This is a genomic window from Candidatus Villigracilis proximus, assembly GCF_016717045.1.
Lineage (GTDB): Bacteria > Chloroflexota > Anaerolineae > Anaerolineales > Villigracilaceae > Villigracilis > Villigracilis proximus.
The window spans coordinates 45,504-60,229 of the sequence record NZ_JADJUO010000014.1 but is presented as its reverse complement, the minus strand read 5'-3'; the positions used below and the strand labels follow the sequence as shown (position 1 = coordinate 60,229).

Genomic DNA, 14,726 nt, shown 5'->3' with positions numbered 1-14,726 from the left:
TTTGATCAACTCTTCCAACTCTGGAATTGATGAGCGGAATAATGGTGCTGTCCCAGGGGGAAGGTGATACCCGAAGGGACCGACGCTTCAGGGGTGATGGTGGTTTGGTTATAGACCAGAGCTTGCACAGCGCCTTCTGCAAAGAGAAGCGTATCGTTTTGCGTGGATGCGGTTTCGTTTGTTTTTTTGCGAAGAATACTAAAGATGATCTTGATATCCTGCGCTTCGATCGGGATGCCGTCTTTGGTGCGCGACTTGAGAGAAAGTCCGCTGGCGAATTGATCGCGCAAATTGATGATGGCATATTCGCGTTCACCGGCCTGATCTGATTTTCCGATCTCGCGCACCCGTTCAAATCTGCCAAGTTTCCAGGGTTCGCTGCGCGGATGAATGACTTTTGGTTCTCCGTTTACTTTTTCAAGCAGCGCCACACTGTCCAGGTTGACTTGAATGGAGCCGGGGCCGCCGATCAGGATCAGTGGTGACATTTCGTCTGCTTCGGTGATCTTTCCTTCGTCGATCACGATCTTTTCGTTGCCATTGCCAAAGGCAATATCCTCAATGAATTTAGAGGCAAGTTCTTCATCATCCAGTTCATACACATCTTCCAGATAACGCGCCGCCATTTTTTTGGAAAGACTGTACGCGACAAACAATAAGGGAATGTATTTCAGAAAGCTTAAGACGATGACGATTACGGTGCTGTATTCATTGCCTCCCGCGCCGAAGCTGGTAAGGATCATGGTGAAGCCGCTTAAGACGAGCCAGGCGGCCGCGATTGCAATGATGCGCCATTTGGTTCTGAACTCCACGTTCTCATCTTTCAGGCCAAAGATCATTTCCATAAGGTCGTTGTTTTGCATTTTTTTTCTCATGGCTTGTCGCTCCTTTGCGGAGCGCGGGGAATTCCGTCTGAGCTATTATCCAATACCCACTTCCAGATCTCGTCTAGTTTTCTTAATTCTTTTTCCATGTCGCTATTGGCGCTGCTTTCGTTAAGGATAAATTCCTTCAAAGGCAGGATCAACAATTGCAGCGTTTTAAATGGATTTTGCTGCGGCTGGGTGGCTTTTCCGCTAAATGGCTTGGAGACGATCTTTGCGAAGGCTTTGCTGCCTTCATCGCGTGATGCAGTTTCGATCAGCGTTTCCTTGTCTTTTAAGTAATCTTCTTCTTTCTTGGCAATTTTCATCCACTCGGTGCTCCATTGCTGGATGGTCTGATCTTCGATGGATGCTTCAAAGAGCACATTATGGATTCGCACTTCCATGATCTCAAGTCCGCGGGATTGGAGCTGCTTGAATTCGAGGCTTTCCATCAAACCTTGAGTGGGCGTGCCGGTGTCGTCTAAAGATTCTGCGTATTCTTTTTGACGCGCTGGTTGATCATATCTTCGATTAATTGCAATCCGCTCAACTTGCTGTCTGCGCCGGATATAAACAAGTCTCCCAGTTTGAACTTGCGGATATATTCGCGCCAGATATTGACAACCAGATGGGCGGGCAGTTGATTCCACTCCAGACGAATTTTGCTGTCTTCCGATGTGCCAAGCTGGATCACTTCACGTGTGATCGCGTTGCGCACGGCTTCGGGGTCAAAGCCGTATTGCGAGCGTACGCCGCTTTCAGAAATCGTCTTTTCATTATTTAGTGGACGTTTGATGCTGAACTTGATGCTGATCGAGGCTGAAATATCAAAGCCGTCTCGTGTGGCTCCGCTGGTTTGTTGGCGGCGGCTTTGCATTTCATCGTCATCCTTGGTTGAGGAGATCAACACAGGTTTAAGGAAGGATGGATCGGTGGGCAGCGGCCCGATAAAATGCTGCTGCGCCCGAAGGTCAACGCTCCCCGCGATATATTCATTACGGATTTCATTATTGTGCTTATAGCTTTTTGTGAACACAACCCCCGGCCCAACAGTATCTCTGATCTCAGTATCGGTGCGCAGAACGGCAGCGCTGGCGGTATCCAAAACAATGACGCCCGGGCCGTGTTTATCTTCTTCGCCTTCGTGCGTGATCACACGTCCATTTTTGATGAACAAGGCAGGTCCACGGTCATTGGTTTCAAAATTCTTTACCCGCGAGTAGATTTCCTGTCTGTGCTTCGGGTTTTGAATGGGAAGAATAAACTGCGAGAAAAAAAAGATCAGGCGATCCAGTAGACGATACCGATGATTTTCATGTTGCTTGCTTTCATATCTATCGGTTCATAGTTAGGGCCGGTTTCTGTGGATTCAGAATAGAACATGTTCTCAAGTTTTCGAAATCGCTTCACGTGCGTAGATGCATCCTGCGTACTAATATTGGCATCTTTGCGGGTGGCAATCACAATATCATTGTCGTTGGCATTTGAGTTGTATTGAAAAAGGATATAGTCGCCATCATTAATGGAAACATTACCTTTCATCGCATTCATGCTTTGTCCCTTTACTTTTATCCAACCCCACATTCCATCCTGATTGACATTGACTTGTTTTGTGTTTGATTTCAAGGAATGAATGGAATAGATTTTTCCGTCAATGCTGACTTGATGGAATTCTGCGGCCTGCCCCTGGCTAATTTCTGGTTTTGATCCTTTTTCATTTCCCGCACGTGCAAACTTATTGTAAACCGGAATGGACCTTATCACCAAATACCCGTCATCATCCGTGCGGGTTTCGTGCGGCCTTTCCGGTTCGTATTCCTGCTGTTGCTCCGCTTTGGCGGTTTTGGGCTCTGGGTTGGGTGATGGCGGCTGAAATGAAATTTTATTGACCGGCGAATTCTCATTATTTACATTGACCGGAACATTGATCGTTGGATAATTTTCATTCGTGACCGAAATGGGCATGTTGAATGAAGTGGGGAACGCATCTTTCTCATCTGTAGGTGGGTCCTGCACAGGGAAACGGTCAGCGCTTTGAGCGGGATCAGGCAAAACGTTACGAAAGAGCGGTTCGTTGAAAAGTCGATCATGTGCATCTTTGATGTTTTGTCGAATTGTTTGACGTGATCTATATTCCTTGTCTGTACGCGGTGAGTTATTGCCGATGTGGGTTGCCAGCAATTGCAGGGCCTCCTGTAATTCGTTACGCGCCTTTGGAAAATCCTGCATATTGGCGTGGCACAATCCGATCAACCAGCGCGCCAGCGCCTTGTTGACTTGCGAGCCCCATAACTCACTTACCGCGCTTTGCAGGCTGCTCACTGCGTTTTTATATTGATCCTGTTCGTAATACGCGCACCCTAAAAATAAATAATAATAGCCCGCGTATTTGTGGCTTTGGATATTGGTTTGCTTGATGGCATCACGCAGGCTGGCAACTGTCTGCGCTAATTCTGCGGGACGTGATGCGCTTGATGAAAGAAGCTGGTTTCGTAAAAGAACCATGACATTCTCGCCATCCAGATAATTGAGGATCGTGTTAACTTCGTCTTTCATGTATCCTCGCCAGGCAATTGCAGCGGAAACTTGATCGCCTCCTGCATTTTTTCAAGTGTCTCCAGCGATTCTTTTGCCAGGTTTGCGCGTACCATTGGGTCTTTCATATTCTGGTCAAGCAACACAGAAATCGATAACAGAAGCGGCTCAGGAAAGTTGTTTGAATCGATCCGGTCAAGTCCATTGGCGAGGGTGAATATCAAGTCGCGCTGGATTTCTGCGCGTGCTTTTTCACGCATACGGATCTGGTGCGCTTTTACTTCGCCGTCTGTCACCACTTCAATGTTTTTGTGATGTGCCTTCCAGATTTCAACCCTTAATTCCTCACCTTTGGCGGCAGGATAATATCGAAAATCTGGAAATTGGAAAGATACGCACCATATTGCTGCAACCTGGCATTGATCGTGTTATGCATTTCTTTAATGTTTGCATTGGAAAGCAAAGTAAGGCTGCTGTTATCTTTTAGGAATAGATCATCCAGAAATTGATTTGAAATATAAGACCCAAGGATTCCCTTGGTTTGCATTACGGCAGAAATTAACCATTCATTCGCCTCCTTGCCGCTTTTGAAGGTATGTTCCACTGCTTTGCGAATGGCTTCAGCGTCAAAAGGAATCAGGATATTGTCTTCATCTTCGGTTCGTGAGTGACCAAGGAAGTATTCTCCCTTTGCTTTTACGTCAACCTTGATGCCTTCTTTTGTCCACGCGGTGATGGACATTTCCTCACTGTGCGGGCCTACATTTACAACCGCACTGATCCGTTCATTCCAATCGAGAAAAGCGGAACCCTGCCCGACCACCCTTGAAAAATAACCGCCGCGCTCAAGATAAAGCGCATGACCTGTGCTGATATTTAATTTTGCAGGTCCGCCCACGCTGGTTGACCAGTGATCGGGTGGGTCAAGTTTTTCGCCTTTTAGGGAAACGGCCGGGAATTTTATCCACGTGGAAAGCGGTGGGGGGAGAGGGGGAAGTCCTAATACGCAGACGCACCAGACTGGCAGCGTCATTTTCAACAGTCAAGTTATGAAATTTTTCTAAAAATCGCGCGGCGGTCTTAAATAGATAACGAATGCAAAGTAAGGTAAAAATAATCAGGACGATCATTAACATGATGCCCTGCGCTAAACGCCATTTTGCAATTTCTTGTGTAGGCTGGTTCTCCAGTAAACGCGCCGTGTATGTAATGAGAAAAAGAAGCGGTGGAAGCAGAGCGCTTAAGACTGGCAGGATGAGTTTTCCGGCTTTTTTTAACGAATCGCGATGCGCCCGATTTTCTGAATATAGGCTTTGCCAATCTTTGGGGTCGATATGTGGAGTAGTGGACATGGGAAATTACTCTCCGCTCGGTCTTGTTAAGAAGTGCGCTTTAACATTGCCAAGGGTTGCGCGGGCTTCCAGTTTGTCGACTGTTTCGGGTTGCTGCTCGATCATTTTTTCGAGCGCGCCCACAAATCGCATGGCGATCACATAGCGCGGCAGATTTGGGTGTATTAAACGCGCTTGTTGCAAGCCTTCCGCGATGGCAGTTAACAGAATCGAGTGGGCGTATGCACGCGCTTCGTTTTGGATTCGTTCAGATTCGGCCAGTCCATTTTCCAATGTAATCGCTTGTTGTCTTCTCCATTCCACGCTCCAGGTGGCAAGCTGCTGTTCTGTTATATGGTCTTCCTCTTTTTCGTTAATACTGCCTTCTTTGAAGCAAAAGTTGAAGGCTTTTGCGTGGATCAGATTGATGCCGTTTGCAGGTAAATTCTCATTGATAAGATTTTTCATTTCACTGATAATTTCTTCTGCTGCGCTGCTGTTTTCGTTTTCCTGGGCTCTCCACAGGTCTTCGATGCTTCGCTCAGCCAAAACCTCACGCGCGGCTTCTTCGGCAATGTTTAATACATGGTCGTTCCAGCGCTCTATTTCCTCCCTGCCGTCGGCTGTAAATTTTTTGCTTCGATAGCTTAATACAGATTTGACGCGCGCATGCGAATATGAAAAAGTTCCGTTTGAATTTCGGTCAATTTCCCTCCCTTCACGCAGTATGGGATTTGCACGCCGCAGGTTTTGATGCTTTTTCCTTTGACCAGATTTCGCGGTCTACGTGAAATGAGGCGGTCACTTCCGCTTCAAATGAAATACCGTCTCTCGACATGGCTTTGATCGTTGATTTGCACGATTGATCGCGTAGATCCATAACATCAAAAGGCTGTTTGCCTTTCTTAAGGAAGATCAAGCCGGGTCCTTCCACGCTGAATTTTGGGCCTTCGGTAATGCCGATCACTTGATGTGGATGTGTCCACACCATGCCCGGAGCTTTTATAAAACTTGGAGCACCGTCAATTCTTTTTTCAGCTTCCTGCGCTGTGTTGGATGGCGTTTTCCATATCGGTTGTTGCAAGCCCCAGGTATAGGAGAGAAAAACATTAAACCTGTTATATTTTTCTTTTTTATCATTCAGATTGGATGCAGGCATAATCTCAAGCGCAACACGCGACATCACATAATAGTAAATGAAGAGCAGCGGCAATGCGATGATAATAATGCCAGACCAGCGGTCAATGAACCAGGCGAAGAAGAATAAGGCGTAGTGACCGAGGAATGAGGTCAATCCGCGTGTTTCGGCGTGTTTTCTTGATCTGATAAATAAAATACCGGCAACAAAAATTTCACCCCAGCGAATCCAACGGGCGAGTTCCTTGATCGGGAAATATTTTCCAGATAAATTTTCAAGTTGATTGGGAAGCCAAAAAAATAATGCAATGGGTATGCTGAATTCAATAACATAAACAATCAAAAAAAATACGCCGTACAACAGCCCATCATCTTTTGCTTTTTTGTGGGATTGAAATATGATGTATAAAATTATCGCCAGTAAAAAAGCCCCAGTGACGACGATGCCGATGTTTTCATTTACCATGCCTGTCATACTAAAAAGAGCGCCCACCATATATGACCACCTGTGATTAAATTGACTAAAACAGTATATACTCTCTGAAAACTCTTTGTCAAGAACAAATGTCATGATTAAACTTGAATTCCATTGCCATACTTATGCATCAAAAGACTCGCTGACCCGTCCGGTTGATCTGGTTAAGGTCGCACGTCGCAAGGGAATTGACCGCGTGGTGGTGACCGATCACAATTCAATTGCTGGCGCGCGCGAGGCACAGGCCATTGATCCTGAGCTGATCATTATCGGCGAAGAGATCATGACCACCAAAGGTGAGATTCTTGCTGCCTTTGTGCAGGAGGAAATTCCGCGCGGACTTTCACCACAGGAAACGCTTAAGATATTAAAGGAACAGGGCGCGTTCATTAGCGTGTCGCATCCGTTTGATGAATTGCGTGAGGGCGGATGGAAGGAAAATGATTTGTTGGACATCCTTCCATTTGTGGACGCGATCGAAGTGTATAACTCACGCTGCATGTTTCCGCGCTTCAACCGTCGGGCGGGCCTGTTTGCCCAAATGCACAATCTCGCCGGGACAGTTGGCTCGGACGCGCACGCAGCTTTCGAGGTGGGGAGATCTCTCTTGTTGCTGGACCAGTTCACAGGTCCGGAGGGGATGCGGGGTGTCATCCGCGGGGCAAAGATGCAGGCGAAGTGGTCGCCCTGGTGGTTCCATCTTACTTCCAGATACGCATCCATAAAGAAGAAAAAACAATCTTGACATCAATAATTCGCTATGATAATCTTGCGCCCGAAATGCCGGGGTGGGCGGCATAAATTTTTCTCAGCAGGAGTATAGTGAAGATGTCTGAGCGTTTTGTTGGAACCGTCAAGTGGTTCAATGCGACCAAGGGCTACGGCTTTATTGGGCGCGATGGTGGTGAAGATGTGTTTGTTCATTTTTCCGCCATTCAGAGCGATGGTTATCGCAAACTTGAAGCCGAACAAAAGGTGGAGTTTTCCATCGAAGACGGCCCCAAGGGTTTGCAGGCCGCCAATGTAATTCCGCTCTCGTAAGACTGTGCCTGACGGCTGAAGTTTTGCGACCAAACAGAGCTGCCACACGGCAGCTCTGTTTTTTTGTTGTTTGGGGACTGTAAAGAAAATGGGTGACTTCCGTTACTACCCTTGTTTTTGTGAACGGCCTACAATAAAAACCTGCCCGTAACTTTTTTTCAATTTCAACGACTAATAGACGGAGGGTTTTCCTGTGTCATTTCTTAATATTTTCAAGAGCGATGCCAACCGGCGCACCGCACTGTATTCAGGCCATGTTGTGCCTGATTCTGCGCGTTGTGTGCAGTGTGGCATTTGCACCTATAACTGTCCGATTGGGATTGATGTTCGCGCGCATGTTTGGCGCGATGAAGCGGTTAAGAACAGTGAATGCCTGACTTGCGGCGAGTGCGTGGCGCGTTGTCCGCGCGGGGTGCTGCGTTTTGTGCAGACAGATCTCTTCGAGCGGAGAGGCGCATGAGATACGTCATTATTGGTGCGGGCGTAGCTGGATATGCGGCGATTGAAGCGATCCGCTCGGTGGATAGGGTTGGGGAAATTATCATGATCAGCGACGATCCGCATGGATATTACTCACGTCCCGGGCTGGCTTACTATTTAACAGGGGAATTGCAGGATAAGGCTTTATATCCGCGGACTTTGGAAGATTATAAAAAAATAAAATTTAGTTTCCATAAATGCCGTGTCACACGAATTCTGCGTTCAGAGCACGCTTTGGAAATAGAAGGAAAGCCGCAATTAACTTATGACAAGTTGTTGATTGCTGTTGGTGCGCGCGCTTTGCCGTTGAAAGTTCCAGGTTCAAAACTTGATGGCGTTGTAAAACTGGATCATTTGACCGATGCGCAGAATATTCTCAAACTGGCGAAGAGCGGAAAGACAGCCGTGGTTGTTGGCGGTGGAATTACTGCACTTGAGTTGACCGAAGGTTTGCTGGCGCGCGGCATGAAGGTTCATTATCTTTTGCGTGGTGATAGATATTGGAGCAATGTGCTCGATCAACGCGAATCAAAAGTGGTGGAAGGCCGTTTACAGGCTGAAGGGGTGGAACTTCATTATCATGCTGAATTAAAAGAAATTGTCGGAAAGAAAAATCGTGTTTCTGCGATTCTTCTGGAGAACGGGCAGACGATCAAATGTGACATGCTGGCCTACGCGATTGGAATTCATCCATGCCTTGAGCTTGTGCAGAATACTGATTTGAATGTAGATCGCGGAATTTTGGTGGATGAACATCTGCAAACCAACGATCCCGATATTTACGCGGCGGGTGACGTGGCGCAGGCTTTTGATCCGCTATCGGGGCGCGCTGTGTTGGATAGTCTGTGGAATCCGGCGCGTGAGCAGGGTCAGGTGGCGGGGATGAATATGGCCGGACGCAAGACGGCTTATTTAAAGTCAGCACCGTTTAATGTGACACGTCTCGCCGGCCTGACCACCACTATTATCGGCACCGTCGGGCGCGGACGTGATGAAGATATCGTAGGGATTGCGCGCGGCGACAGCGAAACCTGGCGTGATATGCCCGATGCCATTGCGGCGCAAAGCGGCTTTGATATTAATCACATGCGTTTGATGATCGGCGAGAAAACGTTGATCGGCGCGATTGTGATGGGTGACCAGACTCTTTCGTGGCCTTTGCAGAAAATGATTGCAGGAGGTGCGGATATTTCTCCCATTCGTGAAAAGTTAATGGAACCTGAACCACCAGTGGCCGACCTAATCGCTGATTTCTGGATCAAGTGGAGAGAGAAAGTATCTTTGTAGAAATTCTCTACCGTACACACAAACTCTAAAGGTCTGCTTCGCTTTCGTAAAAGTCTGATTAACAGAATAGACCTTTAGAGGCTGTTTAATAACTTAACCACTAAGTCACAAAGACACAAAGCCACGAAGTTTTTTCCTTAGAGTCTTTGTGCCTCACCTGCACTCCCACTCGTTTCACTTCGGGGACTGTAGTGGCGTGCGGTGCAAGTGTTGTGGTCAAAAACACAGACTTATTAAACAGTCTCTTAGGGTTTTTTATGAGAGAAACGTGCGGTAGTAAAAAATAAAGAACGGGAGTGGGCATCATGCTTCGTAGCAATAGAGAACTCTGGTGGGCTTTTTTTGTCGGTTTTTTAATTACGGGGTTGTACGGCGGGGTATATTTTGTAACACGGGAAATCCCTGCGGCTGGTGAATTATTTGGCCATGCACTCGGCATCTTCGGCTTTGTTTTGATGCTGATGACCGAAATCCTTTACAGCCTGCGGAAACGCACTCGCAGCGCTAGTTGGGGCAGAATGTCATCCTGGCTGCAATTTCATATTTTTACAGGATTAGTGGGACCATACATGGTTCTGCTGCATACCTCATGGAAATTTAACGGTCTGGCTGGAGTGACCACTTTATTTACGATCGTGATCGTGGTCAGTGGTTTCATTGGACGTTATATTTTTACGCGTATTCCACGCACGCTTGATGGGCTTGAAATTGAGGGGACACTTTCAGAGTCCGCGCTTCGGCAGGCACGTCAGCTCATGGCGCTTTGGCATACGATTCATATTCCGATCGGTATGGTGTTGTTCGTTTCGGCCTTTGTCCACATGGGCGGGGCGCTTTATTACGCCACACTACTCAAATAGGATGCCATTATGCATAGCAATCGACTTGGATGTTTTACCGCCACTGGAATAATCGCAACCCTTATTACATTGGTTGTGATTATTGGCTTTGCGTTTATGAATGGCAGTCAGATGTTTTCGGCGGGGGCGTTGAATGCCCAGCCGGGAGATATGTATGGCGGTGTAAGTTCACACGCAGAGATCACTGAATGTTCGGTCTGTCACGTGCCTCCGATCGGTGCGGATAAAATGGCCGACCGCTGCGCAGATTGTCACACCGACATTGCCGCGCAAATGCTGGATGTGGCAAAACTACATGGCACGATCACACAAAATAATCCAAACCTTTCCTGCCGCGAATGTCACCCTGAACATCGCGGGGCCACTGCTTCACTGACAGATATGGGTGAGAACACATTTCCGCATGAAGCGCTGGGATATTCATTGGAAGGGCATCAGCTAACCGTTAAGAAAGAAGCGTTTACTTGTACCGATTGTCATCACGAGGATGTAGCAACCTTCGCATCAGACTCGTGCGACAGTTGCCACCGTCAAATGGACATTGTCTTCGCTCAGGCACATACCCTGGCCTTCGGGACAGATTGTCTGGCCTGCCATGATGGCGTGGATACTTTCGGCAGCGACTTCAAGCATTCTGGTTTTGTATTTCGTCTGGATGGCAAACACGCCGATGTAGCTTGCACGAAATGTCATCTTGATGCGCGCACGGTTGCTGATCTGCAAGCTGCGCCGCAGGATTGTTATTCCTGCCATAAAGACAATGATGAACATGACGGCAAGTACGGACAGGACTGTGCCGTGTGTCATTCGCCCGAGGGTTGGGAGCCTGCAAACTTCAACCATGACCTTTCAGATTTCAAGTTGGAAGGTGAGCACAGGGAAGCCGCCTGTGAAGATTGCCATAAGAATGATGTTTTTGAAGGCACGCCTCAGGATTGCTATTCATGTCATCAACAAGATGATGAACATAACGGAAAATTTGGAACTGATTGTTCGGTGTGCCATAACCCGAATAATTGGGATGATGCGAAATTTGACCATGACCGTTCCAACTTCCCGTTGACGGGAGCGCATGTTCAGGTGGAGTGTGAAGCCTGTCATAAGAACGAACAATTTACAGGCCTCGATATAACCTGCCTTGCCTGTCACGCCGAGCCAACTGAGCATATGGGCCAGTTCGGTACTGACTGTGCGGCCTGTCATACAACAAACGCGTGGACCCCTGCTGAGTTCAATGGAAAGCACACCTTCCCGTTGAATCATGGTGAGAATGGAACTGTTTCTTGTAAGACCTGTCATCCTGCTGGATACACAACCTATACCTGTTATGGATGTCATGAGCATACGGAAGCGAACATCATCGGCGAGCATCGCGAAGAAGGAATTTCCAACTTTGAGAATTGCGTTGAATGTCACGCAGATGGACGCGAGCACGATGACTAACTAAATAGAAAAGACAGGTCATGGAAAGTTAATGACCTGTCTTTTCTATTATGAGTAGTTCACGAAAACGAATCTGGATTCGGACAGATCACTTGATCTTGTGGGCGCTGTTTACGTGAAATGTGAAACACGGAATCTAATTTCAAGTCATCAGCAAGCTGATGGACTCCAGAATCGTGAACTGCCAATTATTTTTTCTTTGGCGTTTCTACTATATATTCACGTGGTTCCAACATTCCCCAACGGCTGGCGCCAAGATATAGGATATCGAGTACGAGGTCTTCGTAGCGAATGCCTTCTGCTTTTGCTTGCAGGCACAAGTCACTGTAATCAGGAGTAAGGCCGGGAAGGGTATTAATTTCCATGACGCGCGGATTGCCATCTTCATCGAGACGGATGTCTGTGCGGGAGACATCCAGTGTGTAAAGCAGTTGATGTGCGCGCAGCGCAAAATTTTTAACTTTTTTTCGAGTTCGGGTTCAATGTCTGCGGGGCAGAAATAACCGGGCGAACCATCTGCACCAACGTCTTTTGATTTGGCTTCAAGGCCATAAACCCAGGGAGTTACTGAGCGGGTGGTGTCTAACTCTAATACCGGGAAACGATGGAAGCCGTCTTTTTCATACCATTCAGGATGACGGGAGTATAGTTTTGCGTCTGCGCGGCCAAGAATGCCGACCGTAAATTCACGCCCCGGCAGGAAGGTTTCTACCAGCGCGGGTTGTTGATAGGTATTGATGATGTACATTGCGCGTTCGCGCAATTCTTTTTCGTTGTTGACGATGGCTTTCATGTCCACGCCCATGCCGGTGCCTTCGCGCGCAGGTTTGACGAAGAGTGGAAATTTTAATTCTGCGCGGAGGGGTTCGTCACCAACAATGAATTCTTGAAAAGGAGCGACCGGCAGACGGCGGTCACGCCAGATGCGTTTGGTGAGGGTTTTATCAAGTGAGATGCCGTTGGTGAGTACGCGAGAACCCGTATAAGGGATGCCGAGCATCTCAAGCAGGGCAGGGACTTGGGCTTCGCGTGCGTCGCCGCCTAGTCCTTCGGCGATGTTGAAGCAGATATCAGGCTTTATTTCGCGTAGCGCGTAGGGCAGGTCTCTGTCAGCCTGGATAAAGACTGTTGAATGGCCATCAGTTTCGAGCGCGGCGCGAAGCGCGTCTATTGTCTCGATATGGTCAAAGTCAGCGAAAGCGTCTGGTGGAACTCCCTCCGGTTTGGGATGTGAGTCATCCTTGATATTTGCGAGAACCGCGATTTTCCAATAGCGTTTCATACGACGACTGGGAGGTTCTTCTTCACGAATAAGAGACTCTGGCATTTTTATTTGCTCCTTAATATGAAATGACGGGCGTTAGTATAGTATATGTTGTGTAGATAACAAGGGTGTGCAGCATTTCTTAAGGTATTTGGTGATTGTAACTAGACAATCACCAACCTTTCAGGTATCATTGGCACGCTTGTACTCTCGCTCACGAAAGAAAAAAATGGGTGAAGTGCATGAAAAAACTACACATATACCCGGATAAAGCCCTTATCCGGGTTCTTGTACCTAATACGAATTTTTTTGGTGGAGGCTACCTAATGTCAGACTTGATCAAGCAAATCACAGGTGATTTGCAGAAACAAATTGAAGGCTTTAATCCCGAGCTCAATATCAGTGATATCGGTATTGTGTTGGAGGCGGGTGATGGTATTGCCCGTGTAAGTGGTCTTGCGAATATCAAAGCGCAGGAACTTGTACAGTTCTCCAATGGCGTTATGGGTACGGCGTTCAACCTCGAAAAAGATAGTGTGGGCGTGATCGTGATGGGTGCCTACGACGGTATCGTTGAAGGCATGACCGTGCGCGGTACAAATCGTATTGCTTCCGTTCCTGTTGGTGATGCAATGATCGGACGTGTGGTTAACGCGCTGGGTGAGCCGATTGATGGCAAGGGTCCAATCGCAACCACAGGTTTCCGCCCGGTGGAGCGCATTGCTCCCGGTGTGGTTTATCGTCAGGATGTGGATACTCGTGCAGACAGGTATCAAATCGATTGATGCGATGATCCCTGTGGGTCGTGGTCAGCGTGAGTTGATTATTGGCGACCGCCAGACAGGCAAGACCGCGATTGCGATCGATGCGATCATTAATCAAAAAGGCAAAGATCTGGTTTGTATTTATGTAGCGATCGGTCAGAAGAAGGCCGCCGTTGCTCGTACACTTGGTATTCTTGAAAAAGCTGGCGCGATGGAACATACGATCATCGTCGTTGCTGCTGCTGATGAATCGGCGGCTTTGCAATACATTGCTCCGTACTCTGGAACAGCCATTGGTGAAGAATTCATGGAAACAGGGCGCGATGCCCTGATCATTTATGATGATCTTTCCAAGCATGCTTGGGCGTATCGTCAGGTTTCCCTGCTCTTGCGCCGCCCGCCTGGACGTGAGGCGTATCCTGGTGATGTGTTCTATCTCCACTCCCGCTTATTGGAACGTTCCGCACGCCTTGCGAACAAATACGTTATCGTTAAGAAAGATTACAAAGAAGCATTAGCGTCTGAAAAAGACGGCGTAGATGGAAAAGTTTATACCGGCCCGATCTCAAAAGATGAGGCTGAAGAAGCCCGCAAACATATGGGCAATGCAGATGATCACAAGATTATTAAAGTTGCAGGTACGGGCGGCTCACTTACATCCCTGCCAATTATTGAAACTCTGCTTGGTGACATCTCTGCTTATGTTCCTACGAACGTAATTTCAATTACAGATGGTCAGATCTTCCTTGAGAGCAACCTTTTCAATGCAGGTATCCGCCCTGCGGTAAACGTAGGCGTTTCGGTTTCTCGCGTAGGTGGTGATGCTCAAACCAAAGCCATGAAACAAGTGGCTGGACGTTTGCGCCTCGACATGGCTGCTTATCGTGAGTTGGCTGCATTTGCTCTTATGGCTTCCGACCTTGATAAGTCCACTCAACAACAGTTGAGCCGCGGTCAGCACATGCAGGAAATCCTCAAACAGCCCCAGTATCAGCCTGCCGAACTTGTAGATCAGGTAATTTTGCTTTTTGCGGGGACGAATGGTTTTGCTGATGGCGTGCCTCTCGATAAGATGCCTCAATGGCAGACGGACGTTATCCGTTTTATGGCAACATCCTACCCTGAAGTTGGTAAGGATATTGTGGCAAAGAAAGCCATTTCTGACGATAATCGCGCCGCACTTGTGAAGGCCCTCGAAGCTTTCCGCACAGGCTGGGTAGCTTAGGCTATCCTACTAAGGAAT

Annotated in this window: 16 protein-coding genes and 2 pseudogenes; 7 read left to right on the top strand and 11 right to left on the bottom strand. The window is 47.7% G+C overall.

The genetic code is table 11. The features are described from left to right. Window positions 1–5: 5 nt before the first annotated feature. The 9 genes from IPL71_RS15940 to IPL71_RS15900 form a co-directional block, all read right to left on the bottom strand. Window positions 6–875 carry a hypothetical protein gene (locus IPL71_RS15940; protein WP_345323306.1) on the bottom strand — a complete coding sequence of 290 codons (870 nt, stop codon included), beginning with the start codon at window positions 873–875 and terminating at the stop codon, window positions 6–8. Beyond that, window positions 872–1,318 carry a hypothetical protein gene (locus tag IPL71_RS15935; protein WP_345323304.1) on the bottom strand — a complete coding sequence of 149 codons (447 nt, stop codon included), beginning with the start codon at window positions 1,316–1,318 and terminating at the stop codon, window positions 872–874. Before IPL71_RS15935 ends, IPL71_RS15940 begins: the two co-directional genes overlap by 4 nt. A gap of 29 nt (window positions 1,319–1,347) precedes the next feature. After that, on the bottom strand, window positions 1,348–2,043 hold the full coding sequence (locus IPL71_RS15930; protein WP_345323302.1) for a hypothetical protein: 696 nt from the start codon (window positions 2,041–2,043) through the stop codon (window positions 1,348–1,350). Window positions 2,044–2,147: 104 nt separating this feature from the next. Then, a complete protein-coding gene (locus tag IPL71_RS15925; RefSeq protein WP_345323300.1) occupies window positions 2,148–3,422 on the bottom strand; it encodes a S24 family peptidase in 1,275 nt (424 codons plus the stop codon). After that, window positions 3,419–3,697 carry a hypothetical protein gene (locus IPL71_RS15920; RefSeq protein WP_345323298.1) on the bottom strand — a complete coding sequence of 93 codons (279 nt, stop codon included), beginning with the start codon at window positions 3,695–3,697 and terminating at the stop codon, window positions 3,419–3,421. The genes IPL71_RS15925 and IPL71_RS15920 overlap by 4 nt, the downstream gene beginning before the upstream one ends. Before the next feature lie 41 nt (window positions 3,698–3,738). Continuing rightward, window positions 3,739–4,299: an SPFH domain-containing protein gene (locus IPL71_RS15915; RefSeq protein ID WP_345323296.1), complete on the bottom strand. Its 561-nt coding sequence runs from the start codon at window positions 4,297–4,299 to the stop codon at window positions 3,739–3,741. A 25-nt stretch (window positions 4,300–4,324) separates the two neighbouring features. Continuing rightward, on the bottom strand, window positions 4,325–4,753 hold the full coding sequence (locus IPL71_RS15910; protein ID WP_345323294.1) for a hypothetical protein: 429 nt from the start codon (window positions 4,751–4,753) through the stop codon (window positions 4,325–4,327). A gap of 6 nt (window positions 4,754–4,759) precedes the next feature. Then, a complete protein-coding gene (locus IPL71_RS15905; RefSeq protein ID WP_345323292.1) occupies window positions 4,760–5,281 on the bottom strand; it encodes a hypothetical protein in 522 nt (173 codons plus the stop codon). Between the two features lie 169 nt (window positions 5,282–5,450). Continuing rightward, window positions 5,451–6,365 carry a hypothetical protein gene (locus IPL71_RS15900; RefSeq protein WP_345323290.1) on the bottom strand — a complete coding sequence of 305 codons (915 nt, stop codon included), beginning with the start codon at window positions 6,363–6,365 and terminating at the stop codon, window positions 5,451–5,453. Between the two features lie 73 nt (window positions 6,366–6,438). Between IPL71_RS15900 and IPL71_RS15895 the strand changes: the two genes are divergently transcribed. The 6 genes from IPL71_RS15895 (at window position 6,439) to IPL71_RS15870 (ending at window position 11,455) form a co-directional block, all read left to right on the top strand. Further along, window positions 6,439–7,089 (top strand): PHP domain-containing protein, encoded by a 651-nt coding sequence (locus tag IPL71_RS15895; RefSeq protein ID WP_345323288.1) that lies wholly within the window; start codon window positions 6,439–6,441, stop codon window positions 7,087–7,089. 83 nt (window positions 7,090–7,172) lie between these two features. Then, on the top strand, window positions 7,173–7,385 hold the full coding sequence (locus tag IPL71_RS15890; RefSeq protein ID WP_345323286.1) for a cold-shock protein: 213 nt from the start codon (window positions 7,173–7,175) through the stop codon (window positions 7,383–7,385). A 193-nt stretch (window positions 7,386–7,578) separates the two neighbouring features. Then, a complete protein-coding gene (locus IPL71_RS15885; protein ID WP_345323284.1) occupies window positions 7,579–7,845 on the top strand; it encodes a 4Fe-4S dicluster domain-containing protein in 267 nt (88 codons plus the stop codon). Beyond that, window positions 7,842–9,152: an NAD(P)/FAD-dependent oxidoreductase gene (locus IPL71_RS15880; protein ID WP_345323281.1), complete on the top strand. Its 1,311-nt coding sequence runs from the start codon at window positions 7,842–7,844 to the stop codon at window positions 9,150–9,152. Before IPL71_RS15885 ends, IPL71_RS15880 begins: the two co-directional genes overlap by 4 nt. Before the next feature lie 305 nt (window positions 9,153–9,457). Beyond that, entirely contained in the window at window positions 9,458–10,012 is a 555-nt protein-coding gene (locus tag IPL71_RS15875) for a hypothetical protein (RefSeq protein ID WP_345323279.1), read from the top strand. 9 nt (window positions 10,013–10,021) lie between these two features. Further along, complete coding sequence (locus IPL71_RS15870) at window positions 10,022–11,455, top strand: cytochrome c3 family protein (protein WP_345323277.1); 1,434 nt, start codon at window positions 10,022–10,024, stop codon at window positions 11,453–11,455. 188 nt (window positions 11,456–11,643) lie between these two features. Here the strand turns inward: IPL71_RS15870 and IPL71_RS26075 are convergent, their stop codons facing one another. Both IPL71_RS26075 and IPL71_RS26070 read right to left on the bottom strand, forming a co-directional pair. Continuing rightward, a complete protein-coding gene (locus IPL71_RS26075; RefSeq protein WP_514130806.1) occupies window positions 11,644–11,874 on the bottom strand; it encodes a hypothetical protein in 231 nt (76 codons plus the stop codon). A 194-nt stretch (window positions 11,875–12,068) separates the two neighbouring features. Further along, window positions 12,069–12,455, bottom strand: a pseudogene (locus IPL71_RS26070) (D-alanine--D-alanine ligase family protein); the annotation flags it as partial. 590 nt (window positions 12,456–13,045) lie between these two features. Between IPL71_RS26070 and atpA the strand changes: the two are divergent. Then, window positions 13,046–14,708 (top strand): annotated as a pseudogene (gene atpA / locus IPL71_RS15860) (F0F1 ATP synthase subunit alpha). The last annotated feature ends 18 nt before the right edge of the window (window positions 14,709–14,726 follow it).

Coding starts and splice junctions, on each gene's coding strand:
- IPL71_RS15940 (WP_345323306.1), bottom strand. CDS start 875: ATGAGAAAAAAAATGCAAAACAACGACCTTATGGAAATGATCTTTGGC.
- IPL71_RS15935 (WP_345323304.1), bottom strand. CDS start 1,318: ATGGAAAGCCTCGAATTCAAGCAGCTCCAATCCCGCGGACTTGAGATC.
- IPL71_RS15925 (WP_345323300.1), bottom strand. CDS start 3,422: ATGAAAGACGAAGTTAACACGATCCTCAATTATCTGGATGGCGAGAAT.
- IPL71_RS15910 (WP_345323294.1), bottom strand. CDS start 4,753: ATGTCCACTACTCCACATATCGACCCCAAAGATTGGCAAAGCCTATAT.
- IPL71_RS15900 (WP_345323290.1), bottom strand. CDS start 6,365: ATGGTGGGCGCTCTTTTTAGTATGACAGGCATGGTAAATGAAAACATC.
- IPL71_RS15895 (WP_345323288.1), top strand. CDS start 6,439: ATGATTAAACTTGAATTCCATTGCCATACTTATGCATCAAAAGACTCG.
- IPL71_RS15890 (WP_345323286.1), top strand. CDS start 7,173: ATGTCTGAGCGTTTTGTTGGAACCGTCAAGTGGTTCAATGCGACCAAG.
- IPL71_RS15880 (WP_345323281.1), top strand. CDS start 7,842: ATGAGATACGTCATTATTGGTGCGGGCGTAGCTGGATATGCGGCGATT.
- IPL71_RS15875 (WP_345323279.1), top strand. CDS start 9,458: ATGCTTCGTAGCAATAGAGAACTCTGGTGGGCTTTTTTTGTCGGTTTT.
- IPL71_RS15870 (WP_345323277.1), top strand. CDS start 10,022: ATGCATAGCAATCGACTTGGATGTTTTACCGCCACTGGAATAATCGCA.